This is a genomic window from Pseudomonas corrugata (assembly GCF_050920615.1).
Taxonomy (GTDB): Bacteria; Pseudomonadota; Gammaproteobacteria; order Pseudomonadales; family Pseudomonadaceae; genus Aquipseudomonas; species Aquipseudomonas corrugata.
Map to the genome: position 1 here is coordinate 913,272 of NZ_CP130434.1, position 24,523 is coordinate 937,794.

15 protein-coding genes are annotated in these 24,523 nt (G+C 61.8%); 6 read left to right on the forward strand and 9 right to left on the reverse strand.

What is annotated here, in order from left to right:
• The first annotated feature begins 517 nt into the window (after nucleotides 1–517).
• The 5 genes from cobG (at nucleotide 518) to QZH45_RS04005 (ending at nucleotide 12,263) form a co-directional block, all read left to right on the forward strand.
• Nucleotides 518–1,831: a precorrin-3B synthase gene (gene cobG, locus QZH45_RS03985; protein ID WP_033035306.1), complete on the forward strand. Its 1,314-nt coding sequence runs from the start codon at nucleotides 518–520 to the stop codon at nucleotides 1,829–1,831.
• Nucleotides 1,831–2,457, forward strand: a complete 627-nt coding sequence (locus tag QZH45_RS03990) for a precorrin-8X methylmutase (RefSeq protein WP_024781417.1) — start codon at nucleotides 1,831–1,833, stop codon at nucleotides 2,455–2,457. Before cobG ends, QZH45_RS03990 begins: the two co-directional genes overlap by 1 nt.
• Nucleotides 2,457–3,188 (forward strand): precorrin-2 C(20)-methyltransferase, encoded by a 732-nt coding sequence (locus QZH45_RS03995; RefSeq protein WP_053194202.1) that lies wholly within the window; start codon nucleotides 2,457–2,459, stop codon nucleotides 3,186–3,188. The genes QZH45_RS03990 and QZH45_RS03995 overlap by 1 nt, the downstream gene beginning before the upstream one ends.
• Nucleotides 3,185–4,885 (forward strand): precorrin-3B C(17)-methyltransferase, encoded by a 1,701-nt coding sequence (gene cobJ, locus QZH45_RS04000; protein WP_053194200.1) that lies wholly within the window; start codon nucleotides 3,185–3,187, stop codon nucleotides 4,883–4,885. Before QZH45_RS03995 ends, cobJ begins: the two co-directional genes overlap by 4 nt.
• Before the next feature lie 316 nt (nucleotides 4,886–5,201).
• On the forward strand, nucleotides 5,202–12,263 hold the full coding sequence (locus QZH45_RS04005; protein ID WP_055135345.1) for a TcdA/TcdB pore-forming domain-containing protein: 7,062 nt from the start codon (nucleotides 5,202–5,204) through the stop codon (nucleotides 12,261–12,263).
• A gap of 37 nt (nucleotides 12,264–12,300) precedes the next feature.
• On the opposite strand, the gene QZH45_RS04010 is transcribed toward QZH45_RS04005, so the two are convergent.
• The gene (locus QZH45_RS04010; protein WP_024781413.1) at nucleotides 12,301–12,951 is read right to left on the reverse strand and encodes a hypothetical protein; all 651 of its coding nucleotides are present in this window, start codon (nucleotides 12,949–12,951) and stop codon (nucleotides 12,301–12,303) included.
• Nucleotides 12,952–13,161: 210 nt separating this feature from the next.
• On the opposite strand from QZH45_RS04010, the gene QZH45_RS04015 reads away from it, so the two are divergent.
• Nucleotides 13,162–13,980 carry a hypothetical protein gene (locus QZH45_RS04015; RefSeq protein ID WP_055135344.1) on the forward strand — a complete coding sequence of 273 codons (819 nt, stop codon included), beginning with the start codon at nucleotides 13,162–13,164 and terminating at the stop codon, nucleotides 13,978–13,980.
• A 13-nt stretch (nucleotides 13,981–13,993) separates the two neighbouring features.
• On the opposite strand, the gene QZH45_RS04020 is transcribed toward QZH45_RS04015, so the two are convergent.
• The 8 genes from QZH45_RS04020 to prmA form a co-directional block, all read right to left on the reverse strand.
• Nucleotides 13,994–14,590, reverse strand: a complete 597-nt coding sequence (locus QZH45_RS04020; protein WP_024781411.1) for a MarC family protein — start codon at nucleotides 14,588–14,590, stop codon at nucleotides 13,994–13,996.
• A 62-nt stretch (nucleotides 14,591–14,652) separates the two neighbouring features.
• The gene (locus tag QZH45_RS04025; protein WP_055135343.1) at nucleotides 14,653–17,427 is read right to left on the reverse strand and encodes a hybrid sensor histidine kinase/response regulator; all 2,775 of its coding nucleotides are present in this window, start codon (nucleotides 17,425–17,427) and stop codon (nucleotides 14,653–14,655) included.
• A gap of 99 nt (nucleotides 17,428–17,526) precedes the next feature.
• Nucleotides 17,527–18,822, reverse strand: a complete 1,296-nt coding sequence (gene purD / locus QZH45_RS04030; protein WP_024781409.1) for a phosphoribosylamine--glycine ligase — start codon at nucleotides 18,820–18,822, stop codon at nucleotides 17,527–17,529.
• Nucleotides 18,823–19,007: 185 nt separating this feature from the next.
• Nucleotides 19,008–20,615 (reverse strand): bifunctional phosphoribosylaminoimidazolecarboxamide formyltransferase/IMP cyclohydrolase, encoded by a 1,608-nt coding sequence (purH, locus tag QZH45_RS04035; protein ID WP_024781408.1) that lies wholly within the window; start codon nucleotides 20,613–20,615, stop codon nucleotides 19,008–19,010.
• A gap of 83 nt (nucleotides 20,616–20,698) precedes the next feature.
• Nucleotides 20,699–21,019 (reverse strand): DNA-binding transcriptional regulator Fis, encoded by a 321-nt coding sequence (gene fis, locus QZH45_RS04040; protein WP_024781407.1) that lies wholly within the window; start codon nucleotides 21,017–21,019, stop codon nucleotides 20,699–20,701.
• Nucleotides 21,016–22,023 carry a tRNA dihydrouridine synthase DusB gene (gene dusB, locus QZH45_RS04045; RefSeq protein ID WP_024781406.1) on the reverse strand — a complete coding sequence of 336 codons (1,008 nt, stop codon included), beginning with the start codon at nucleotides 22,021–22,023 and terminating at the stop codon, nucleotides 21,016–21,018. The genes fis and dusB overlap by 4 nt, the downstream gene beginning before the upstream one ends.
• Nucleotides 22,024–22,207: 184 nt before the next feature.
• The gene (locus QZH45_RS04050; protein ID WP_053194194.1) at nucleotides 22,208–23,443 is read right to left on the reverse strand and encodes a DUF3426 domain-containing protein; all 1,236 of its coding nucleotides are present in this window, start codon (nucleotides 23,441–23,443) and stop codon (nucleotides 22,208–22,210) included.
• Nucleotides 23,444–23,473: 30 nt separating this feature from the next.
• Nucleotides 23,474–24,352, reverse strand: a complete 879-nt coding sequence (gene prmA / locus QZH45_RS04055) for a 50S ribosomal protein L11 methyltransferase (protein ID WP_024781404.1) — start codon at nucleotides 24,350–24,352, stop codon at nucleotides 23,474–23,476.
• Nucleotides 24,353–24,523: the final 171 nt, after the last annotated feature.

Consider the following 24,523-nt stretch of genomic DNA (forward strand, 5'->3'; position numbering starts at 1 on the left):
CATTGGAGTGAGGTTGCCCACTTGATTTGTGCCAGCCACAGATCCCCTGTGGGAGCAAGGCTTGCCCGCGATGGCAGTGCTTCATTCAACATCACCGTCACAGACAGACCGCTTCGCGAGCAGGCTCGCTCCCACATTTGAATGAGGTTGCCCACTTGATTTGTGCCAGCCGCGGATCCCCTGTGGGAGCAAGGCTTGCCCGCGATGGCAGTGCTTCATTCAACATCACCGTCACAGACAGACCGCTTCGCGAGCAGGCTCGCTCCCACATTGGAGTGAGGTTGCCCACTTGATTTGTGCCAGCCACAGATCCCCTGTGGGAGCGAGCCTGCTCGCGATGGCGTCGGTCCATTCAGCCCCACCTTGCCAGCCAGACCGCTATCGCCAGCCAGCTCGCGCCTCACATTCCTGGCGGCGCTGCACATAATCCGACGGGCAAGCTTTTCATGCCCCCTGGCAAAGCAGGCATAATGGCGGTCCTTCGCCGATGCGGTGTGTCCCATTGACCGGTTTTCCCTTGAACGAACGTCGATCCTCCAACGTCATACGCCCCTCGGGTTGCCCGGGGTTGCTGCGTGTCGTCCAGGCGCTGGACGGTGGCATCTGCCGGATCAAGCTCGATGGCGGCGCTATCCAGGCGGATCAGGCCGAAGCCGTAGCGTCGGCGGCCGAGCAGTTCGCTGGTGGCGTGATCGAGGCGACCAACCGGGCCAATCTGCAGATTCGCGGAATCGGCACTGAACACGCCGCCCTGATCGAGTCATTGCTGGTCGCGGGTCTCGGTCCTCACACGCCGGCCGGCGACGATGTGCGCAACCTGATGCTCAGCCCCACGGCCGGCATTGACCGGCAGATGCTGCTGGACACCCGCCCGTTGGCCGCGCAGATTCTGCTCAGCCTGCAGACCCACGATCGATTCCACGAGCTGTCGGCCAAGTTCGCCGTGCAATTGGACGGCGGCGAGGCGCTGGCGATGCTCGATCATCACCATGACCTGTGGTTGTCGGCGTTCATGCGTCACGGCGAGTCCTGGCTGGCGTTCGGGTTGGCGGGCTCGCCCCTGGATGAGCCGGCAGGCGCGGTCCCCCTGGCCGAAGGACATGGGTTGGTGCTGGCGGTGCTGGAGCTGTTTCTCGACCTGGCTCGCCCGGACCAGATTCGCCTGCGCCACCTGCTGGCCGAACTTCCCGACACTGAATTCATCCAGCAACTGGCCCGCCGGATCCCACTGCAGCCGTGTACTGGTTGGCAGCGCGTCGGGTCCATAGATGGACTGCACCTCGGCATCCAGTCCCAACATGACGAACGTGTCTACGTGGGCGCCGCGGCGCCCCTTGGCCGACTCGACGCCGTCATGCTGCGAGGCCTGGCGCAACTGGCCCGGGAGAAGGGTGACAGCAGCCTTCGTTTCACCCCATGGCAAAGCCTGTTGTTGCCCAACGTACACCGCGAGGACGCGGATGAAGTGCTGGCGCGGCTCGAAGGGTTGGGCCTGCTGTGTTCGGCGGAACAACCGTTGGCACACCTCATCGCCTGCACCGGCTCCAGTGGCTGCGGCAAGGCCCTGGCCGACACCAAGGCCGATGCCCGGCGATTGGCCGACGTGCTGCAATCCCAAGGTCATGGGATGAAGATCCATTTGTCCGGCTGCCCGCGCTCCTGCGCGGCGGCCCATATCGCGCCCGCCACCTTGCTGGCGGTCGCTCCCGGTCGTTACGACCTCTATTTTCGCGATGCCACGCAGCCGGGTTTCGGCGCGTTGCAGGCGCACAATCTGACTATTGAAGCGGTCGGCCAATGGCTCGACGCTCGCCCCCGGAGCCCCCTTTGATGCTTGATTACATCCGCGACGGTCAGGAGATCTATCGCAACTCCTTCGCGATCATTCGCGCCGAGGCCAACCTGGCGCGCATTCCTGCCGATCTGGAAAAACTCGCGGTACGGGTGATCCATGCCTGCGGCATGGTCGAGGCGGTCGATGGGCTGCAGTTTTCCGAAGGCGCGGGCACGGCCGGGCGTCAGGCCCTGGCTGCCGGTGCGCCGATCCTGTGCGATGCGCGGATGGTCAGCGAGGGCGTGACCCGCGCTCGCCTGCCGGCCAACAACCCGGTGATCTGCACTTTGCGCGACGAGAGCGTGCCGCAGTTGGCCCGTGAATTGGGCAACACCCGTTCGGCGGCGGCCCTGGAACTATGGCGTCCACATCTGGAAGGCAGCGTCGTGGTGATCGGCAATGCGCCCACCGCGCTGTTCTACCTGCTGGAGATGCTCGACGCCGGCGCACCGAAACCCGCGTTGATCCTGGGCTTTCCGGTGGGGTTCGTCGGCGCCGCCGAGTCCAAGGCGATGTTGGCGGCCAACAGCCGTGGCGTGCCGTTCGTGATCATGCAAGGTCGACTCGGCGGTAGCGCCATGGCTGCGGCCGCCGTCAATGCCCTCGCCACGGAGATTGAATGATGCAGCAGCGTGGACGTCTGATCGGCCTCGGCGTGGGCCCCGGTGATCCGGAACTGATTACCCTCAAGGCCCTGCGCCTGCTGCGCGAATCCCCCGTGGTGGCGTACTTCGTCGCCAAGGGCAAGAAGGGCAACGCCTTCGGGATCATCGAGATGCACCTGCAGGAGGCGCAGACGCTGATGCCGCTGGTGTACCCGGTCACTACTGAGGCGTTGCCGGCGCCGCTGTCCTATGAGCAGGTGATTGCCGACTTCTACGACACCGCCGCCGAACAGGTGGCCGTGCATCTGGATGCCGGTCGCGACGTGGCCGTGATCTGCGAGGGTGATCCGTTCTTCTACGGTTCGTATATGTACCTGCACGATCGCCTGGCCGAGCACTACGACGCCGAAGTCATTCCCGGCGTCTGCTCGATGCTGGGCGGAGCCTCGGTGCTCGGCGCGCCGCTGGTGTACCGCAACCAGAGCCTGTCGGTGCTCTCGGGTGTGCTGCCCCATGACGAACTCAAGCGCCGGTTGGCCGATGCCGATGCCGCGGTGATCATGAAGCTGGGGCGCAATTTCCCCAAGGTCCGCCAGGTGCTCGGGGAACTGGGCCTGGATGGCCGGGCGTTGTACGTCGAACGGGCGACCATGGCCAACCAGAAAATCGTGCCGCTGGATGAAGTCGAGCCAATGTCCTCGCCGTATTTCTCGTTGATCATCGTGCCGGGCGAACGGTGGCAGGGATGACGTTCAAGGCACCGGCAATCGTTATCCTCGGTCCGGGCAGCCTCGCAACGGCCCGGCGGGTCCAGCAGTGCTATCCCGATGCCTTGATCCACGGCCTGGCCGGGCGGGTCGAGGGCGTGGACCGTCACTACCTGGAGTTCGGCGCTACGCTGCGCGAGCTCTATCAGCAGGACACCCCCATCATCGCCCTGTGCGCGGCGGGCATCGTTATCCGCACCCTGGCGCCGCTGCTGCTGGAAAAAGGCGCCGAGCCCGCCGTGCTGGCCGTGGCCGAAGACGGCAGTGCCGTGGTGCCCTTGCTCGGTGGCCTGGGCGGGGTCAACGTCATGGCCCGGGACATCGCGACCGCCCTGCAAGTCGCCCCGGCGATCACCACCAGCGGCGAATTGCGTTTCGGCACTTGCCTGCTCAATCCTCCGAGCGGCTACCGTCTCGACGATCTGGAGCAGGGCAAGCGCTTCGTGTCCGATCTGCTGGCCGGCGAGCCGGTGCGCATCGAAGGGGCCGCGCCGTGGCTGGATCAGGCGCACTTGCCCCAGGATCAACAGGCACGTCTGGCCATCCGCGTCGACTGTGCTGCCGGAGTGCCCGCGACTGATGAGCTGCGTATCTATCCGCGTAACGTAGCGGTGGCACTGGGCGCTGGGGCGACGGACGTAGCGGTCGCCATTGGCGATGCCCTGGGTCACGCCGGCCTTGCGCTGCAATCGCTGGCCTGCCTGTTGGCAGCGGATAGCGACATGACCCGTGCAGAGCTGCACGAAGCCGCTTCGACCCTGGGCGTGCCACTGCGCTTTGTCTCCGCCAGCGACGACATCGAGGGAGGGTTGAGCGAGGCCCTCGGCCAGCCGGCAGCGATTCGGGTCATGGGCAGCCTCGCCATCGCAGTGGCCGAACAGCCCCTGGATTCGCAACGGATCGGCCGTCCACGGGGGCGCCTGGCGGTGATCGGTCTGGGCCCGGGGGCGGCCGAGTTGATGGTGCCAGCGGTGCGCGCCGAACTCGACCGCGCCAACGACGTGCTGGGCTACGAAACCTACGTGCGCATGGCCGGGCCGTTCCGGGCCGATCAGGTGCAACACTGCACCGACAACCGCGAAGAGCTGCAACGCGCCCGCCATGCTTTCGAACTGGCGGCCCAGGGACGCTCCGTGGTGGTGGTGTCATCCGGCGATCCAGGGGTGTTCGCCATGGCCGCCGCGGTGCTGGAAGCGCTGCATGAGTCGACGAATACCCATTGGCACGCTGTCGATCTGCAGATCCTGCCGGGTGTCTCGGCTTCCCTGGCCACGGCCGCCCAGGCCGGTGCGCCGCTGGGTCATGACTTCTGCGTGCTGTCGCTGTCGGACAACCTCAAGCCCTGGTCGATCATCGAGAAACGCCTGGACCTGGCGGCACAAGCGGATCTCGCGCTGGCGTTCTACAACCCCATCTCACGTTCCCGGCCCTGGCAACTGGGGCGGGCGCTGGAGATTGTCGCCCAGCATCGAACCGCGCAGACGCCAGTGGTCCTGGGGCGTGATATCGGCCGTCCGGGCCAGACCCTGCGCGTCACGACGCTGGGGCAGTTGACCCCGGACCAGGTCGACATGCGTACCATGGTCCTGGTCGGGTCTTCGACCACCTGCGTATTTCCCCGTGCCGACGGCGGCGAGTGGGTATACACGCCGCGCTGGTATGGCAGCAAGCCGCTCTGACGCAACCCGGCAGCCCGCTCGGGCTGCCGTCGTTTCTCGAATCTGTTATCTACTGACTGTCTTTGGTTATATATAACCGCTCTATGACATCAAGTTACGGGCATGCTGTGCCTGTAACATGAAGTTGTTTCTTATTTGGAAATTTATTGGTTTTCTTATTGGTTGAGTCGTGGCTGGGCGCTAGGTTACTTTTATCCGCGCTTATCGAGAGTGTCACTCTTTAAAGTTTAATGCCCGGATGCCTGAGTGCATGTGTGGGCTGCCGTTGCCTGGAAGTGGCTTCGGCTATTCATATACGATAAATGGAAGTGTTGTTATGAGTGAGAGCAGATTTTCATCGGCTGCGGGTTATGTCGATTTCAAGGGTGTACTAAAACTCAAGGATCTTGAACAGGCGTTAGTGCCCTACAAGGGTGATGATCAATATGATGCGGTGCTCCGATATTACTCCGGCTGCATTGCCGTGCAGGATGCGTCAGACCTGTTGGAACCGCTGGGACTGCTCAAGCAGGCGTTGACGGCATTGCGGGGCAGCCGTCGGCGCCGCGCGGCTGAGCTGACGCCAACTGGCGGCTCCGCTCCTGTGGATCTGGTGCACATTCAAAACCAGGTAGAGGATTTTGAAGCGCGCCTACAAAACAGTCTCGATCAATTGAAAGTAGCGGCCACGGAAGTGCCGAAAAAACTGCACTTTGCCTGGCTCGGCGGAGGCGTTGGCGACATTCAGCGCGACTACATCAATATCTGGAAACACGTGATGGGCGCCGAGGGGCATCAACTTTATCTCTGGTATGACAGTGATGCACTGCTGGCCTATGAAACCAACCGGATTATTGTCGAAGCCGCCAAGGCGGATGCCATGTCCAGCGGTGGGAAGGATAGTACCGATGCATCTGAACTGGGTGACCTTTATGAAGAACGTGCCATCGTCCTCAAGCAACAGATGTATGCCCATATCAAGAAGGCCGTGGAAAACGGCGGCAGTGCCGATGATGCGCGAGTGGACCTGCTGGTTCGGGCCTACGGCCAGGACAAGGCGCGGCTCCATACCCTGAAGGCCGATAACCGGCGCAGCCTGCAGGTATTGGCCGAAGGGAACTTGGCGCTACGTGATCTGGCCCGGGGTGAAGGGCTCCAACTGAAAGACATCTACGAACGCGAGATCAGCCTGCGTGGCAATTTTGCCTCAGCCTCCGATGTCGTGCGCGCCGAGGCGCTGTTCAGGGAGGGCGGCCGATATGCCGACGTCGACTGTCTGCCACCCTTGCTGGAAAAATTGGGGTCAGTCGACATTCGCGGGTTCAAGACCGACGCGCTCCTGGGCACGCTGCAGTTGTTGCTTGATCGAAATCCCGACTGGATGCCGGGTCGCCAGACCTTGCGCAACAAGTACATGGATTATCTGGAGCAGATCCCATCGCAAAGTCGTGAGGCACTCAAGGGCTTCGCGGACAGCAAACCCGAGTTGAACCGCGTTTTTCGCATGCCGGTGGAGCGTTTGGCTCGCCCATACGAGCTGCGCGCCGTTGTGGTACGGAACTCGTTGAGCAACGCGTTTCTGATGGCCCACCCAGGTTCGGCAATGCTCGAGGCCGTGCTCGATCGTTTCAGGCTCAACTATGAAATCGTCGATGCCACCGCTCGCCTGGCCGATGAACAGAACGTTGCCTTTACCGATGTCGACGCCATGGCCCGTGTTGCAAAGCAGGCGGCGACCCAGGTGTTTGGCGTTTTGCATGAGTTGCCACCGGAGGTGGAAATGACCACGTCTTTGTTGGTGCAGGCCGCCGCTACCTACTACAGCGATGGAATCCGCCCCCAGAGCGAAGTGACGATCTACCTGACCGGACCTGGCGCCATGCTCGAGGGCATGGCGGCTCACCTGAGGGCGCATTTCACGCCTCGAACGGCTGAACGGTGGCGAGCGGAAGCCGCCATCCCGGCGGTCACCAGCGTTAACCTGGCCACCGAGGAAGAGCAGGACCACTCCTGGAAGGAGAACGAAAGCGATACCGCGCAATGGCTCGCCAACGAGCAAAAGCGCTGGAAGGAAGGCCGCTTCAAGGCCCGTTATGCCGGTGACATGGCAGAGCTGCTCAAGTACCGCTCGCTCCAGTTCGACGAAGGCTGGCCGGTACTGGAGGGCCGCCATGTGCTATCCACCGAGTTGCTGCAGCGTCTGGCCGATGAGTTGGGTGACACCTTCATGAGCACGATGAATCGCAGTCATACCGGCGTGGTGTCTTTCGATAAGGCCATCGTGTTGAGTTTTGCGGAGCGCCAGTCGATCCGCGACCAGGCCGCGAAGTTGCTGCCCCCCGCCTCCTTGAGCGATGCGCAGACCCAGCGTTTGTCTATCGTTGAACTGTTGGGCCGTCTGGCCAAGGGCAGTTTCGAAGTGGCTCAACTGAGCCCGTTGCAACGCCTGCTGGTGGGGGCGTTGATCGGCGCGCAGGCGCTGGATAACCGCAGCTTCGAGGCGGCTCGCCCCCAATTGGATAACCTGGCCAACAACCTCGACGAGCGCGGCATCGCGGGTAACTACGCGACGATTGAGCGTGTCTTGTTCAAGCTTCAAGCGTCGGCTTTCCAGGCCGGGTTGGCCGACCCGAGCGGTGGGCCGCCCGGGCATTCCGACACCGCCCTGGGCTTGAAGAAGCAGGCGCTGGAGCAGCCCCTGACACTGCGCCAGTGGGGGCGGCATGTTGCCCGGATCCAGCAGGTGGCGAAGCTTGAGTACCGTGACCGGATCACCGAGCGCCTGGCGACTGTCCTGGACGGCTTCGAGGCTGACACGATCAAGCTTGTTCCCCAGGATTTGCTGCTTCAGGGCGAAGGCGACACGGTGGGCGGACGCTGTTATCCACTGGCCCTGGTCATGGCGGCAGCCATGGCGACGGGGAAGGCGGCGCTCACCACCCTGCGCGAGCGCTTCTACCTGGGTGCCATCGAGCCTGAGGCAAGCGATTGCGTGACGTTCCTGCAAGGTGTGGAAGCGTTGCGTGAAGTGCAGCTCAGTGATGTCGGCAATGCCTTGGGGCGCTCGGATCTGAAGCGGGTCGTGGAGACGCTGCAAGCCAGGACAAACACCGGCACGTTGATGCTCAATTCCGACAACCACGCCATGCTGGTGGCCAGGACCTTCGACGGCGAGCGCAGCACCTATCACTTCTACGATCCGAATTTCGGCGTCTTCGAATTCGAGCATGCCACTCGATTCAGGCAGGCACTGGAGCGGTTCTTTATCCAGCAGGAAATGGCCATTCACTATGCGGCGTACGGTGATGCGGCTCGTCCGGCGTTCGAGCTGATCGAGCTGGACGGTGAACGCGTGTCGAAAGCCCTGCTACCCGGTTCGATCCGGGTCTCGGAACTGCTGCAACCGGGTGCCTTGCCTGGGCATACGCAACCCCCTGTCAGGCAGCGCTTGGCCAGTGCCCGCGGGCAATCGCTCATGAACAATCCTCGACTCGGCAGCAGTCTGTTGGCGCTGGATGGTCACTGGTGGGGACAGCGCATTGCAGAGGTCACGGCCCAACTCCGGCAGCAGAACCAACTGGCACCGCAACTTGTGCCGTTGTTCGAAACCCTGGAGATCACCTCGGACGGGTCGTATCGGATCAACCTGATCGATCCGAAAGACCCCGGGCAACTGGTGCGGGTCATCTCCGACGACCATCGACTCCTGCGCATCAAGAACTACCTCTCGGAGCGTTTCCTGGCCCTGGCCAACAAACCCTTGGTCCCGAGCGAGCCTGCCGAAGTGGGCAGCGTTCACACCCTCAACGCCGGCTTCAGCATACAGGCGCTGATGTCCGCGTTGACTGATCGGGAAGGTCCGGATCGTCCTTTGTCCCTGGCGGTCCGGTTGCATGGCTATATCAATTACGCACAACTGGTCCATGGCAACGTGGCCGATGTAGCGGGCTTGGTAGGTTTGGTCCGACAGGCGTTGGCGGAAGAAAAGCTGATTGCCCGTACTGTTGCGCCTGTGGTCAGGGCGGCGGTGGGTTCCAGCGTGAGCGAGGCGACCGGAGGCGTGCTGCAACTGGCGAATGTCGGGTTCGATATATATCAGTTGGCGACCGCGTCCAGCGAGATCGAGCGCGCCCGGTTCGGTACTCAACTGGCTTTCGATTCGGCCGGGCTGATGTTGTCGGCGGGAGCGCTCACGGTCGGCGCCACCACTGCCGGTGCGTTTCTTGGCGGGGCCGCCGTGATCCTGGGCGGCTTGGCGGTAGGGGTGACGGCAGTGGCCCAGGGATTTGCCGCCATCGCCGAAGAGGCCAAGCAGGTCGGGCTGTTCTTCGATGAACTGAGCAAGGCCCATCTCCAGGCCTACCGGTTTGACGCCCACAGCGAAGCCTGGTTGCCACGTCCGTCACTGATTGTCGGCACGTTGGATCTGGTCCGCGGCGAACTGGTCCTGGACAGCCCGAGGCTGTATCCGTTGCGAGATCATTTCGGCGTGCCGACGTTCGATGACGATTATGACCGGGCGATCGATATCCGTCGGGAGCTGCGCCTGACCGAGCGAGTCAGGTTCACCCCGTCCGCCGGCCAGGCCATCGTACTGCCTTGCATGCCGAGAACCTGTTATCGCTATGAATACAAGGCGCTGCCATTCGCGGGATTGCGCCATGACACCGGGTTCGACACGGCACGGCGGCTGGAAAAAAAGAAGGCGGATGGTGGATGGCTGTTCCTGTTTTCGTTCTATTCGTTTCCGAGCGACTACATCCTGTACCGCATGCTCCCGGATTACCGGCCAACCGTGATCGACGTGTTGCTCGATGAGACCGAGCGTTCACTGGTGGTGCCGGTGCTGCCTGCGGTATGGCACGGAAAAATCAGCTATCGGATCAAAGGCGCAGGCAAGCGCTGCGCAGTGGGCCTCAATCCCGGCGTGAGCCTCACATGCGAGTCGTTGAACCGACAGCGCTCGGGTTGGGTGTTGGATGCCCCTTGGGCCAGTGAGGGCGATATCCGGATCGAGCGCTACGCGAAACTGTTCGTGGGCGCCGTCCAGGTGAGCTTCACGGGAACGGGCTTTCATGACGTGCTGCTGCGGATCGCTGGCAACCAGGTGTTCCAAGTCGAGCTGGGCGAACGCAAACTCACGCTTATCGAGCAGGACGTGCCTGCGGGCATGGATCGACAGGCGTTGCAGCCACACCTCAAGCGCCTGGCGCAAGGTCACCGCCTGGCGATGCCCTACACGCCGGTCCACCGCTACCTGATTCCCTTCGAGAAGCCCGACGAGCCCCGTTACGTCACGGCCTGGTATGAGGCGAAGGAGGACCGTTTCCTGTACATCCGTAACGAGATCCCCGGTACCGATGACGCACTGCTGGGGGCGGTGGCAGGCGACAGTGCCTACTTCCATGAACCGGAGGGCCTGATCATCTGGCAGGTCGATGCGAACACCGGACTGTTGAGTCATCGCTATTGGCTACGGGGCGCAAAGAATGCGGCGACCAGCATCCGCAGCGTCGAGGCCGACGCCCAGGGGGTGATTCATATCGAACAGCAAATCACCCGTGCGGACCAGACCCGCGATGTGCTGGTCTATGTCATCCATGATGGGCAATTGCTGCTCAGTTCGGTGACTCGGGAGGAAGGGCCGGCGCTGGAATCGGTCTTCAGTGCCAGCGAAACATTGGCCGACTGGACTCAGGTTCTGGGCAGCGGCTACCCCTTCACACCGTATGTCGATAATGATGCGACTTACGTCACCGCCAATTGGCGGCCGGCCCCCTTTGTGTCGGTCTGCTGGAAAATCGACGCGCAGTGGCGGGACATGGCCTGGGTTCGTCGCAGCGACCGACTGATCATCCGCCCCGCGCCGAAACACAACCATCTGCGTGGTTGGCCGGACTCGATCAAGAACATGACGGATCTGACTTTGCTCACGCCGAAGGACGGCAGCGATGTGTTCATCGTGTACGACAGGCCCGCGAAGGAACTCTGCCGCCGGCGACGCACCCTGGTGGCGGACAAGTGGCAGTGGTCAAGCAAGTGGAAGCAGCACGAGAAGCTGGAAAATATCATCGCCATCGACAATGGGTATCTGGTGCTGACTGCTGACGGTCTGTTCTACACCCTCACGGACCAGGGTGACCTGAGCCTGGAGGGGATGAACGAGCCATGGTTCCGGAATCGGACACATTGGTGGTCTGCACTGCAACCGCTGGCCCGACGACACGCCGCCGAGTGTCTGACCCTTGTCGGCCTGACCAGCTTCAGCGGTGACGCGACGTTGTGTGCCTGGTACATCGGCAGCAGGCTGCTGCTGGCTGAACCGGGGCATGGGAAGGAAATGCGCCTGCTGAGCGTCACTCCGGATGGCGAGGCGGCCTGGTTATTCGATGTATCCAAGGGGCAAGTCCATCGCCAGGCGTTCATCGATCCGCAGCAGCTTGAGTCGGTCTTTGGACTGGGCACGCAAGTGTTGCAGGCTGACGCGTTACCCAAGGCGCAGCGTGAATGGGCACCCTGGCGATTTGTCGAGGTGACGGTCGACGGTACCGGACTGCGTGGCGTGACGCCCGAAGGTGTCGTGGTTTCGTTGCGGAGTCGGGAGCCAGCGTTGATCACGGGCGTGACTCGTGAGTGGGTCACTGCCCAGGATGGCCGGAAGCAGGAGATGCTCGAGCGATTGGCGGACCAGCCGTTTCGCAGTGCTCTACTGACCGTGGAAGATCCCGACGACCTGAAATGGTTCGTCACTGAGCACAAGCGCTTGATTCGAGTGCCCAGGGCCGAATTCACAGGGACCTTCGATGTACTGGGAACCCGGCGACCGGACAACCTGCTGTTCCATGAACACAGTAATGGCAGGCTGCTGAGCTATCCGGCCATGCAAGAGACAGGACCCCTTGGCTACGTCCAGCGTGACGGCGAGGTGCTGGTCGTCGGCGGTGAGAAGATGAAGATCGGTGATCTGCTGCCGGACGATGTCACGACCTTGATCCTGCGCATGGGGCAGGGGAGTGTGAGTTACCGGCTGACGAAGGTGGCCTGGCTGAGGCTCGAATCGGTCGTTCTCGACTGCCGACCTTCCCTGGACGGAGCACCTGTCGAACCTGGCAAGTTGATCTGGGAACTGTCTGACCCGGCCAGACTGTTGTTGAGCATTGTCGATGAGCACTTGGTGATCATTGATCCTGACAATGGACACAGTGTGATTATTCGTGAAGTTTACGCCAGCGATATCAACCTGCGCGGGGAGGTGTTGCTCAGTTTCGAGGATCATCGACGCTATGCCGTTTCAAAGTTGATACAGCGCCTGGACGCCCAGCCGGATCCGCGCAATAGCATCACGCTTAAGGCGTTGCTGAGCGTCTCGAAGGCGCTGGAAAACAATGCGGTGAATTAATCAGACCCATCTATAGATGGGTCAGATGAATGGATGCTCATGGGGCGGCTCTTCTCAGGTTGAATCGCCTCATGAGGTGTTCATTCAACTTCTTTTTGATCAGGGCTCTTTTGTTGTTCAAATGATTCCTGTCCAGTTTGAAGAATGCCTGTTGCTGGATGATTTCTGCCGAGCGCTTTTCCCAGTCCCAGAACAGAAATCTGTGCTTTTTTATATCCATATTGAGTTCGAGCTTATAGACGGCAATATGGACGTTGTTCCGTGAGTCGTAGCGGGCCGGGATGATCTGAAACGTTTCGCCATGCCGGGTTTCCCTGTCGAAGGACAGCATTGCCGGTTGATTGGCTTTCAGGGCGTCGAGGGTATCGATCATTGCATTCGCCTGTCGGGAGTCCGTCATGGTCTGGGCGCCCTGAACCAGGAAATCTGCCACCGAGCCCGAGACGAAGTGCCGAGTGCGGGTGAGGATGGTGTCGTCATAGAGCGCCCAGCCGAGGAAATTCAATGTGCGGACATACTCTTCGAACCAGCTTTTAGAGTCTGTATAGCGGTTATGGCCAAGGTCGGCTGATCGGGTGGCAATGCTATTGCAGTCCGCGATGTCGTTGTGATCCTGCGGGGAAAGCATCTCGATATAGGAGAGCAGGTTAGGGCCCGTGACCAGGCCGGTCAGTAATGGGTTGTTCATGGGAATCTCCGTCAAAGTTGTCTTTTATAAATACAACGGTGGCCGGTGAATTCAAGTGAGTGGATGGGTTGATTTAAATCCGGATGTTTGTCGGGGGGGGAGAAGAGCTAAATATGTTGCAATAAGCTGAAAGTTGCAGTTTGCCTGAAGGGTAAATTAGATTGCTGTTTGATCGCAGGAGTGGTCATTACATAACCAGGGAAGTTATATATGGAACAGTTTGAAAGTGAAGTAAGTGTCGAGCAGAGTATTGAACTGATCGGTGCACGCATCAACAGGCGCAAGGCGCTGGTCTCTGCCGGCCGGCGTGTGCGTCGGTCCGCTGCACTGCAGGACAGCCCGACCCAGGACCTGGACGCGCTGATGTTGGGAAACGCGCTGGTAGGCTACGGCGCCAACATGTCGCTCACCAACATGGCGATCATGGAGAACCTGATGACCATGGCCATCATGGAGGCCAACTTTGAAGTACCTGGCGGCAAGAACACCTTGGCGTGGTATGACGCGTTTATCCGGTGTCTGCATGACCTCGGATGTTTCGTTGCCGATGACGGCTACACCCGCTACTCCGAGCGTTCCCAGCGCGTAGACATGGACTTCGTGATCAGCGACATCGTCAAGGGAATCATCGATGGGGTGAAAGCCAGTGTCCCGGCAGCGTCGGTGCTCGGTGCGGTGGTGAACACCACGATTGACGGGCTGAAGCAGGATAAGCAAACCCTCAATCTGTACAACAGCCAGGTCAAGACGCCCGAGGGCGCCCGTCTCTCCGTCATTCCCTGCGAGCAGTTGGCCAACGGTATCCTGATTGCCTCGTCTGCCTCCATAAGGCAGACCGGAACCTCGAATAACGGCGGGGTTCTTTTCGTGAACTGGCAATCGTCGGCGCGGGAAATCTTTCGCGGTAAATCCTTTGTGACGTTCAACCCGGCTCGTTACGAAGAGTTCAGGTCGGACATCGAGCAATACCTGGGCGAACATCGCAAGGAGGTGCTGCGAAAGCGCTTCAATCGCCGCAAGCAAGGGTGACCGGTCAGCGGTGCTACGGCATCAGGTAGCCCTTCACCCCGGTGAAGATGATCTGTGCCGCCAACGCACAGACAAATAACCCCATCAGGCGGCTGACGATCTGCAAGCCCTGGTCACCCAGAATCCGTTCGATGCGGCTGGACAGATAGAGCACGACCCCGACGGTGAAGCTGGCCAGGGCAATGCTGATAATGGCCATGAGTTTGTCGTCCCAGTGCGGCTGGCTCACGCCCATCACCAGCAGCGCGCCGATGGTACCGGGGCCGACGGTCAATGGAATGGTCAGCGGGACGATGGTCACGTCCTGCTGGACATTGTCGGTCTGTACGGCCGACTTGCCCTGGGCCATGCCCAGCGCCGAGATGAACAGTACGCTGCCGGCACCGATACGGAACGCATCCACGGTAATGCCGAATACGCTGAAAATCACCCGACCGAACAAATACAGCAATACGCTGGAGACCAGTGTCGCGATCGCGACCTTCCAGGCCAGGCGTCGCTGCTCCTTGCGCGAGTAGCCACGGGTCAGGCCGATAAAGCACGACAACACGAAGAAGGGGCTGTAGAGCACCAGCATCTTCAGATAAACGCTGAACAGCACATGGAGCATGGTTGGGGCTCAAGGCGGAGGAAGACGACGGGAGTCTATCAGGCGGTGTGACGTCTGTCGGCTCAGGACGTTTGCACCGTGCGGTTCTGTTGCTCGCGTTGGGCGACCCAGTGCTCGATCAGCTCGCGCAGTTGCGACAACTCCACCGGCTTGGCCATGTGGCCGTCCATCCCGGCTTGGCGGGCCCGTTCCTTATGCTCGGCCAGGATGTGGGCCGTGAGCGCTACGATGGGCGTACGGGTTCGCTGGTTGCTCATTTCCCAGGCCCGCAGCTGCTGGGTGGCGGAGAACCCGTCAAGGATCGGCATCTCACAATCCATCAGGACCAGGTCGTAGTGCCGTTCCTTCATGGCCTTGAGGGCTTCCTCGCCGTTGCTGGCGGTGTCGGGTTGCAGGTTGAGCTTGCCGAGCATACCGCGGATGACCTTGGTGGAAATGCTGTTGTCTTCGGCCACCAGGATGCGGAAGTCACTCGGGACTTTCACCGGCGCGGCGGGACCGGCATTCAATGGGGCATTGGGGGCATGGCCTTTGTTGCGCTGGTTCAGTTCGTCCGCGAGGGTGGTCTTGAGGGTATAACCGGCCACCGGTTTGGCGAGGATGCGCTTGACTCCGCTGTTGCGCGCCACGATCTTGCTCGGTGCGTTGCTGATGCCGGTGAGCATGATCAACAGGATGTCGTGGTTCAGGCTCGGGTCTTCCTTGATCTTGGCCGCCAGTTGCATGCCGGTCATGCCGGGCATGTTCTGGTCCAGCAGCACCACGTCGAAATAGTCCCGCAGGTGAGCCTTGGTGCGCAGCAGCGCCAGGGCTTCCTTGCCCGATGGCACCGCGCTGACATTCAAGCCCCAGGCGCTGCATTGCTGCACCAGCACCTTGCGGCAGGTCTCATTGTCGTCGACGACCAGTACCCGCGCGCCTTGCAGCGGGCTGTCGAGATCGGAGGTCGGATGCTCCAGGCGATCCGGGTCCAGCGGCAGCGTCAGCCACAAGGTGTTGCCCTGGTTGCTTCCGCTCTTGATGCCGAACTCCCCGTGCATCAGCATGATCAACTGCCGGGCGATGACCAGGCCCAGGTTGCCGCCCAGGCGCGTGGCCGACAGGAAGTTCTTGCTATGCAGTTCCGCATGCATGAGCGTGTCGCGCTCTTCGGCGTCCATGGGCAAACCGCTGTCCTGCACGGCGATGCGCAGGCGTGGCTCGCTGCTGCGCTCGTCGAGGGCCACGACGATCAGCACCTCGCCTTCGTCGGTCTTCTTCAAGGCGTTTTCCAACAGGCTCAGAAGCGCCTGGCGCAGCCGTGTCGGATCACCGCTGATCACCCGTGGTACCTGGGGCTGGATGAAACTGATCAGCTCGACATTCTGCTGCTCGGCCTTGGCGCGGAAGATACTCAGGCAATCCTCGATCAACGCATTGAGATCGAACTGCACATCGTCCAGTTCGATCTGACCGGATTCGAGCCGGGAAATGTCGAGGATCTCATTGATCAGCGTCAGCAGTTCGTTGCCGGCACTGTGGATGGTCTGCACGTAGTCGCGCTGCTTGACCGACAGCGGCGTACCCAGCAGCAGCTCGGTCATGCCCAGCACGCCGTTCATCGGGGTACGGATCTCGTGGCTGATCTTGGCCAGGAATTCCGCCTTGGCATTGATCTCGGCATTGCTCGCGGCGAGGTCGCGACTGATGCTGAAACGGCTCTCGTTGATGGATCGCTGGCGTTCACCCAAGGCGACGCTCATCAGCAGGCCGCTGATGCAGATGAATACCAGCAACGTGACGATCAGACCTTGGGGAGCGACCTCCGTGAGGCCTTGCAGGGCGGGCAGAATGATCAGTGTGCCAAGGTTGAAAACCACCATGGCCGCGACAAACAGGCGTGCCGGGCGGTAGCCCTTCTGCCAGTGCCAGGCGCTGACGAACAGCATGCTCAAGCCCGCCAGGGCCACCAGTGCATAGGTCATGATATTGAGCGGCAGGGTGTTGACGAACAACAGCAACAGGCAGCACAGCATGACGAATACGATGTCCCCCAGCAGCAGCCGGTTCAGCGGATGCGGTCCCAGGGGTGCAAAGAATCGGTAGGCGAACATCAGGCCGCAAGGTGCGGTCAGCAACAGAGCCAGATAGGCGCCCGGCGTCTGCACCGCCGGCCAGTCGGGCAGCCAGCCCCCCGCCAGGTTCAGCAACAAGGCCAGGCTCAGCATCAGCAGCCCCTCACAAGCCGCCAGCCACAGGCAACTGCGTGAGCGGGTGTAGGCGTAGCGGGTGAGGTTGTGCAGGATCAGCATGGTAATGCAGCCGAACAGCAAGCCATAGATCAGGGTCTGGTTCTGATCCGCTGCCGCTGTGATTGCCGGTTGCAGGGTGATGTACGGGCGCAGCTCGTGTCGGGATGCCAGTCGCAGGTAGACGTCCAGCGGTTTATCGCTGCGGGGCAGGGCCAGCATGAAATCGCTGCTCGGCACCGAGTGTTCACTGCGTGGCAGGGCATTGCCGGTGATCTGCTGGTCGACCAGGGCATCGCCGTCCAGCACATAGAGATTCAGGCGCGACAAGTCGGGCGCGAAGATCCGCAGGATCTGTTCATGCTTGTCGGGAGCAAGTCGGAAGCGCAGCCACAGTGCGCCGTCGGGCTCGGCGGCCTGGAGACGGTCGAGGTCAATGGGGCTGAATTGGTTGGTGTAGCGGGCCGAGCGGATGTCGCTCAGCGTCAGGTCGCCCTGTTCGTCGAGCAATACCGCCCAGCCACTGCCTGGCGCGGCCTGGGCCGGGAGCATGCAGAGCAGCGTCAGCAAGGTGACGGTAAAGCCTATGGCGATCCTGAGCCAGCGCACGGCGAAATCCCTTCGTAGGTTGATGCCATATTATAACTATGCGCGGCGCCCTGACAGACAGGCAAGGGCCACGGAGCCCTGCCTGGCTGAAAGGCCGGGTTATTCCAGATTTTCGCCACGCTCGCGGGCAATGGCACGATAACCAATGTCCTTACGGTAGAAGCAACCTTCCCAGTCGATCTCGGCGGCAAGCTTGTAGGCCTGCTGCTGAGCGGCGTCGACACTGGTACCCATGGCGGTGGCGCACAGCACGCGACCGCCGGCGGTGACGACCTGGCCGTCCTTCAGCGCGGTACCAGCGTGGAAAACCTTGCCTTCCTGCTGGGCCGCAGCCTCCAGACCACGGATCACGCTGCCCTTGGCATAGTCTCCCGGGTAGCCGCCGGCCGCCAAAACGACGCCAACGCTCGGGCGTGGATCCCACTGCGCTTCGACCTTGTCCAGCGCCTGGGCCAGTGCGGCTTCGACCAGCAGTACCAGGCTCGATTGCAGGCGCAACATCACCGGCTGGGTCTCAGGATCGCCGAAACGGCAGTTGAATTCGATGACTTTTGGGTTACCAGCCTTGTCGATCATCAGGCCAGCATAGAGGAAGCCCGTATAGACGTTGCCTTCCTCAGCCATGCCGCGCACGGTTGGCCAGATCACCTGGTCCATGACGCGCTGGTGTACCTGGGCAGTGACTACCGGGGCCGGGGAGTAGGCGCCCATGCCGCCAGTGTTCGGCCCGCTGTCGCCGTCGCCGACACGCTTGTGGTCCTGGCTGGTGGCCATGGGCAAGACGTTCTTGCCGTCCACCATGACGATGAAACTGGCTTCTTCACCATCGAGAAACTCTTCGATCACCACCCGGGAGCCTGCATCACCGAAGGCATTGCCGGCCAGCATGTCGCGTACGGCGTCTTCGGCTTCGGCCAGGGTCATGGCCACGATCACGCCTTTACCGGCGGCCAGACCATCGGCCTTGATCACGATCGGAGCGCCTTTCTCCCGCAGGTAGGCCAGGGCCGGCTCGATTTCGGTGAAATTCTGGTAGTCGGCGGTCGGGATCTTGTGCCGGGCGAGGAAATCCTTGGTAAAGGCTTTCGAGCCTTCCAGCTGTGCCGCACCGGCAGTCGGGCCGAAGCAGTCCAGACCCCGGGAGCGGAACAGGTCGACGACGCCGGCGACCAGCGGCACTTCCGGACCGACGATGGTCAGCGAGACGTTCTTCTCGGCAAAATCGGCCAGTTGTTCCAGGGCCAGCACGTCGATCGCGACGTTCTCGCACTTGGCTTCGATGGCGGTACCGGCATTGCCCGGCGCCACGAAAACCTTCTGCACGCGCGGGTCCTGGGCTACTTTCCAGGCCAGGGCATGTTCACGGCCACCGCTGCCAATGATCAAAACATTCATTTCAAAAACCTCGGATGACGCTGATTCTGTATGCAGCGCTGAAGCTGCTCTTCTGTGGAAGCGAGCTTGTGTGGGAGCAAGGCTTGCCCGCGATGCAGGCAACTCGGTTTATCAGGCGCACCGAGGTGATGCTATCGCGGGCAAGCCGTGCTCCCACACAAACTCAGCGCCCACATCGATCGATATTAGTGACGGAAATGGCGCATGCCCGTAAAGACCATCGCGATGCCTGCCTCGTCGGCGGCGGCAATCACTTCACTGTCACGCATCGAACCACCCGGCTGGATCACGGCGGTGATACCAACCTTGGCCGCGTTGTCGATACCGTCGCGGAACGGGAAGAACGCATCGGACGCCATGACCGCGCCCTGAACCTGCAGACCGGCGTGTTCAGCCTTGATCGCGGCGATACGGGCCGAGTTCACTCGGCTCATCTGGCCGGCGCCGACACCGATGGTCTGGCGGTTCTTGGCGTAGACGATGGCGTTGGACTTGACGTACTTGGCGACTTTCCAGGCGAAGATCAGATCGTTGATTTCCTGCTCGCTCGGGGCGCGCTGGGTCACGACTTTCAGGTCGGCGCTGCCGATCATGCCGATGTCGCGGCTCTGTACGAGCAGGCCGCCATTGACGCGCTTGTAGTCCCACGCCGGAGCACGGTCCGCCGACCATTGGCCGCAGGCCAGCAGGCGCACGTTGGCCTTGGCGGCCACGATGGCGCGAGCTTCTTCGCTGACCGAAGGCGCGATGATCACCTCGACGAACTGGCGCTCGACGATGGCTTTGGCCGTCTCGGCATCCAGTTCACGGTTGAAGGCGATGATGCCGCCGAAGGCCGATTCGGTGTCGGTGGCGTAGGCCAGTTCGTAGGCCTGGCGGATACCGCCCTCGGCGTCCGGGCTCACGGCCACGCCGCACGGGTTGGCATGCTTGACGATTACGCAGGCCGGCTTGACGAAGCTCTTCACGCATTCCAGCGCGGCGTCGGTATCGGCCACGTTGTTGAACGACAGCTCCTTGCCTTGCAACTGGGTGGCGGTAGCAATGCCGACTTCGGCAGGCTTGGCCTCAACGTAGAAGGCCGCGCTCTGGTGCGGGTTCTCGCCATAGCGCATTTCCTGGGCCTTGATGAACTGTGTGTTGAAGGTGCGCGGGAATTCGCTGCGGCCTTCGGTCGACAGGGTTTCAGCGGCCTGGTTCACGGTGCCCATGTAGTTGGCGATCATGCCGTCGTAGGCGGCGGTGTGTTCGAAGGCCTTGAGCATCAGGTCGAAACGCTGGGCGTAGGTCAGGCCGCCGGCCTTGAGGTTTTCCAGCACATTGGCGTAGTCGCTGGCGTTGACCACGATGGCCACGTCTTTGTGGTTCTTGGCCGCCGAGCGGACCATGGTCGGGCCGCCGATGTCGATGTTCTCGATGGCGGTCGGCAGGTCGCAGCCCGGCTTGTTGATGGTGGCTTCGAACGGGTAGAGGTTGACCGCCACCAGGTCGATCGGCTTGATGCCGTGTTCGTTCATGATGGCGTCGTCGATGCCGCGACGGCCCAGGATCCCACCGTGGATTTTCGGGTGCAGGGTCTTGACCCGACCGTCCATCATTTCCGCAAAACCGGTGTAGTCCGCGACTTCCACTGCGGCGACGCCATTGTCCTGCAGCAGCTTGAAGGTCCCGCCGGTGGAGAGGATCTCGACGCCCAGCTGTTGCAGCTCGCGGGCGAATTCGAGGATCCCGGTCTTGTCGGAGACGCTGATCAAGGCGCGGCGGATCGGCAGGCGGGTGGTCTGGTCGGTCATTTCAGTTTCCATCAAAAGCAAGGGAAGTCAGCAAAAAAGGCGACCGTTTTTTACGCGGGCGCCTTTCTGGTTTGATTGAATGCTTACAGCAGATCGTACTGCTTGAGTTTCTTGCGCAGGGTACCGCGGTTCAGGCCCAACATCTCACTGGCCTTTGTCTGGTTGCCCTTGACGTAGTTCATCACGCTTTCGAGCAGTGGCGCCTCGACTTCGGAAAGCACCAGGTTGTACACATCCGTGACGGCAGCGCCCTCAAGGTGGGCGAAATAATTGTGCAGCGCCTTCTCGACACTCCCGCGAAGGGTCTGACCCTCTTCGCTAGGCGTATTGAGGTGCTGTTTCAAATTCACGTTGTCGCTCACGGGTGTTATTCCACTCACTAAAGTCTCGGTCATCATCGTCATGCGGCCACCCCTTCGTCCCCTGTCAGGCTCTTGTAACGTTCAGCGAAGAAGGCCTGAACGTCGGCGCATTGTGCTTGCGTACCATCCAAACGATTGAAGCGGGCGCGAAACTCCCTGGCGCCCGGCAGGGTTGCGAGATACCAGCCCACATGCTTGCGCGCGATGCGCACGCCCATGACTTCTCCGTAGAAGGCATGCAGTGCGGCCAGATGCTCCAGCAGAATTCGTTCCACCTCGGACATTTGCGGCGCGGCCAGCTTTTCGCCGGTGCGCAGGAAGTGTTCGATCTCACGGAAAATCCAGGGCCGCCCCTGGGCGGCCCGGCCGATCAACAGGCCGTCGGCACCGGTTGCGTCCAGCACGTACCGGGCCTTCTCTGGCGAGTCGACATCGCCATTGGCAAACACCGGTATCGACACCGCCTGCTTGATAGCGGCGATGGTGTCGTACTCGGCCTCACCGGTGTACAGGTCGGCACGGGTGCGGCCATGGACCGCCAACGCCGTGATTCCAGCCTGTTCGGCGATCTTCGCCACCGTCAGGCCATTCCTGTTCTCCCGGTCCCACCCGGTGCGGATCTTCAAGGTCACCGGCACATCGACCGCGGCGACGACAGCCTGCAGGATCTCGGTAACCAGGGCTTCATCCTTCAACAGTGCCGAGCCGGCAGCCTTATTGCAGACTTTCTTTGCCGGGCAGCCCATGTTGATGTCGATGATCTGGGCCCCCAGCGCCACGTTGGCCCGGGCCGCCTCCGCCAGCATCTGTGCGTCGCCACCGGCGATCTGTACCGAGCGGGGCTCGGGATCGCCTTCGTGGATCATGCGCAGACGTGACTTGCGGGTGTTCCACAGGGTCATGTCACTGGTGACCATTTCCGAAACGACAAGACCGGCGCCCAGCCGTTTGCACAACTGACGAAAGGGCTGATCGGTGACACCCGCCATGGGGGCGAGAACCAGACCGTTCTGCAGTGTGTATGGGCCGATGCGTACCGCCGACATAGGACTTCCCTGAAGTGGGGCCGGATCATGAGACTTCGAAAAAGGGTTGGCATGATACCCGCTCTCGATGACTGGATAAAGATCGAATTGGATAAAATCTGAACAGCTATTTTGTTATCGCCAGCGGTTTGGTCCGGCTGGGGTGGGTCAGAAAGCTGCCGTCAATCGACTGGCCTGCGGTGGATCACTCAGGCGAGTGGAAGCTCAGGCTGTAGTTCACCGCTTTGGGACCCGGGTCCAGGATGTCCAGGGCGATGTGAATGGGGGTCTGCGGCGGCATTTCCCCCAGCCCCTCGAGATCGCCGCCCAGGTACTCTCCGGGCTTGAAGCGACGACTGGCGATCAAGTGTCCGTTAAGGTCGGCGAAGCGCAATTCCAGCAGCGGAAAAGGCTGGGAGAAGGGCGCACGATTGTAGATGATCGCGTCCACCACCAGGGCACCGCTGAACTCCGGATGACTGCGCACCACCAGGTTGCTGCTTTTGATCTTGGCAATGTCGACTTTGGACGGAACGTCGCAGCCGATGCTCGGACATATCTGCAGGAACCACGGGCGGTACTGGTCCTGGCGGGCCAATTCCTCGAAGTGATAAGCGATGTACTGGCCGGCCAGCGCCGCGGCGGCCAGCAGAATCAACAGGCTCCACAGCAGGCGTCGCCCCCAGGGCGAGCGACGCTTGCGCCAGTCCAGTTGCAACGGATCGTCGTCAAGGTCCTGAAGGACTTCGGCACGTATTCCGGGTTCCTGGCGTTCGCGTTTCTTGCGGGGCAGGACTGGCTCTTCGTCGATATCGTCAATGTCGTCGGTGGCGGACAGGCGTTCGAGGTGTTCGTCAGGTTCATCGTCCGGTGCCAGGTGCAGCGGCGCGCCAGGCACATCGTCCGGCTCCAGTGGTTCAAGCGTCAGGGGCAGGGACAGGGATGGCTCGGTGCGTGGTGGCCGGACGGGCTCATGGGGGGCGAACGGCTCGATGGGGGCCTGGGTTACTGCTTCCGCGCGCTCGGCGGGAGAGTCGCTGTACAGGCTGTCGGACCAGGGTTCCTGTTCGCCGGAGAGGTGATCCCGCTGTGCGCTCAGGTTATCTTCACGGCGTCGGCCGAAGGAGTCCGGTGCCCGTTTGTCGCGCCGTTCCAGGCGAGCCAGCTCCTTGTCCAGGTCGTCAAGGTCCAGCTCGGCGGCAGTCCACTCTTTCTGGCTGATTGCCCGGGGCGGTGTTTCGACGGCAGCAGGCCGGATGGGCGCGGCGACGGGTGGGGCGGGCTCCTTGGCTGTCCGTTGTTCCAGCAATTGCCGCGCGGCATTGAAGACTTGCAGGCATGAGCCGCAGCGAACCACCCCGCGGGCCACGCTCAATTGAGCATGGCTGACGCGAAAACTGGTGTGGCAATGCGGGCACTGGGTGACGAAACTGTCAGTCATGCGGCAATCCGGTGGGTACAGGCGGCCATTCTAGCGCCGACGTCCGGTGATGCGCACCCAGCCATCACGATTGGCAATCGGGTCCAGGTCAAAGTCGGCGGCATAAGCGGCGGCAACTTCTTCACCCTGCTCGGCCAGGATGCCCGACAGCGCCAGTCGCCCACCCGGCTTGACCAGGCCCGACAGTTGCGGCGCCAGGGAAACCAACGGTCCGGCAAGGATATTGGCCACCAGTACGTCGGCCTGGACCTGGGGCAGGTCCTGCGGCAGATAGAGTGGGAACAGTGCTTCGGCAATGTTGTTGCGCCCGGCGTTGTCGCGGGACGCTTCCAGGGCCTGGACGTCGATGTCGGTGCCAACCGCTTCTTTAGCGCCCAGCAGCAGCGCGGCAATGGCCAGGATGCCCGACCCGCAGCCGAAGTCGAGCACATTGCAGCCCTTGAGGTCCTGGCCGTCGAGCCATTCCAGGCACAACGCGGTGGTCGGGTGGGTGCCGGTGCCGAACGCCAGGCCCGGGTCCAGCAGCAGGTTGACGGCGTCCGGCTCCGGCGCCGCGTGCCAGCTCGGTACGATCCACAGCCGCTGGCCAAAGCGCATCGGCTGGAAATTGTCCATCCAGCTGCGTTCCCAATCCTGGTCTTCGATCACTTCGCTGTGATGTTCGGGCAGCGGGCTGCCGGTCAGCAGTTCCAGATGGGCCAGCACGCTGGCCGCTTCGGCGCCACCTTCGAACAGGGCCAGCAGGTGGGTGTGTGACCACAGCGGGGTGGTGTTGAGTTCCGGCTCGAAGATCGGCTGGTCTTCGGCGTCCATGAAGGTGACCGATACGGCGCCTACTTCAAGAAACGCATCTTCGTAGGTTTCGGCTTGTTCCGGGCTGATGGCCAGACGTACTTGCAGCCAAGGCATGGCGGGCACCTTTGGAAATAAATCTACAGGAAGCAGTCTTGGTGGCGTGTGTGGCTAATTTGAGTACCCGAATCAGCCACGCAGGTCACCAGGCTGCGAAAGCTGCGCAGTGTACGCCAGGTCGCCGTCAAAGTGGATAAGCCCGGTGGCCTGTGGCAGGCCGCGGCTGCC

What these genes read in the sequence shown, in the direction of transcription:
- QZH45_RS03990 (WP_024781417.1), top strand. Translation starts at nt 1,831, where the DNA reads ATGCTTGATTACATCCGCGACGGTCAGGAGATCTATCGCAACTCCTTC.
- QZH45_RS03995 (WP_053194202.1), top strand. Translation starts at nt 2,457, where the DNA reads ATGCAGCAGCGTGGACGTCTGATCGGCCTCGGCGTGGGCCCCGGTGAT.
- cobJ (WP_053194200.1), top strand. Translation starts at nt 3,185, where the DNA reads ATGACGTTCAAGGCACCGGCAATCGTTATCCTCGGTCCGGGCAGCCTC.
- QZH45_RS04005 (WP_055135345.1), top strand. Translation starts at nt 5,202, where the DNA reads ATGAGTGAGAGCAGATTTTCATCGGCTGCGGGTTATGTCGATTTCAAG.
- QZH45_RS04010 (WP_024781413.1), bottom strand. Translation starts at nt 12,951, where the DNA reads ATGAACAACCCATTACTGACCGGCCTGGTCACGGGCCCTAACCTGCTC.
- QZH45_RS04015 (WP_055135344.1), top strand. Translation starts at nt 13,162, where the DNA reads ATGGAACAGTTTGAAAGTGAAGTAAGTGTCGAGCAGAGTATTGAACTG.
- QZH45_RS04020 (WP_024781411.1), bottom strand. Translation starts at nt 14,590, where the DNA reads ATGCTCCATGTGCTGTTCAGCGTTTATCTGAAGATGCTGGTGCTCTAC.
- purD (WP_024781409.1), bottom strand. Translation starts at nt 18,822, where the DNA reads ATGAATGTTTTGATCATTGGCAGCGGTGGCCGTGAACATGCCCTGGCC.
- purH (WP_024781408.1), bottom strand. Translation starts at nt 20,615, where the DNA reads ATGACCGACCAGACCACCCGCCTGCCGATCCGCCGCGCCTTGATCAGC.
- fis (WP_024781407.1), bottom strand. Translation starts at nt 21,019, where the DNA reads ATGACGATGATGACCGAGACTTTAGTGAGTGGAATAACACCCGTGAGC.
- dusB (WP_024781406.1), bottom strand. Translation starts at nt 22,023, where the DNA reads ATGTCGGCGGTACGCATCGGCCCATACACACTGCAGAACGGTCTGGTT.
- QZH45_RS04050 (WP_053194194.1), bottom strand. Translation starts at nt 23,443, where the DNA reads ATGACTGACAGTTTCGTCACCCAGTGCCCGCATTGCCACACCAGTTTT.
- prmA (WP_024781404.1), bottom strand. Translation starts at nt 24,352, where the DNA reads ATGCCTTGGCTGCAAGTACGTCTGGCCATCAGCCCGGAACAAGCCGAA.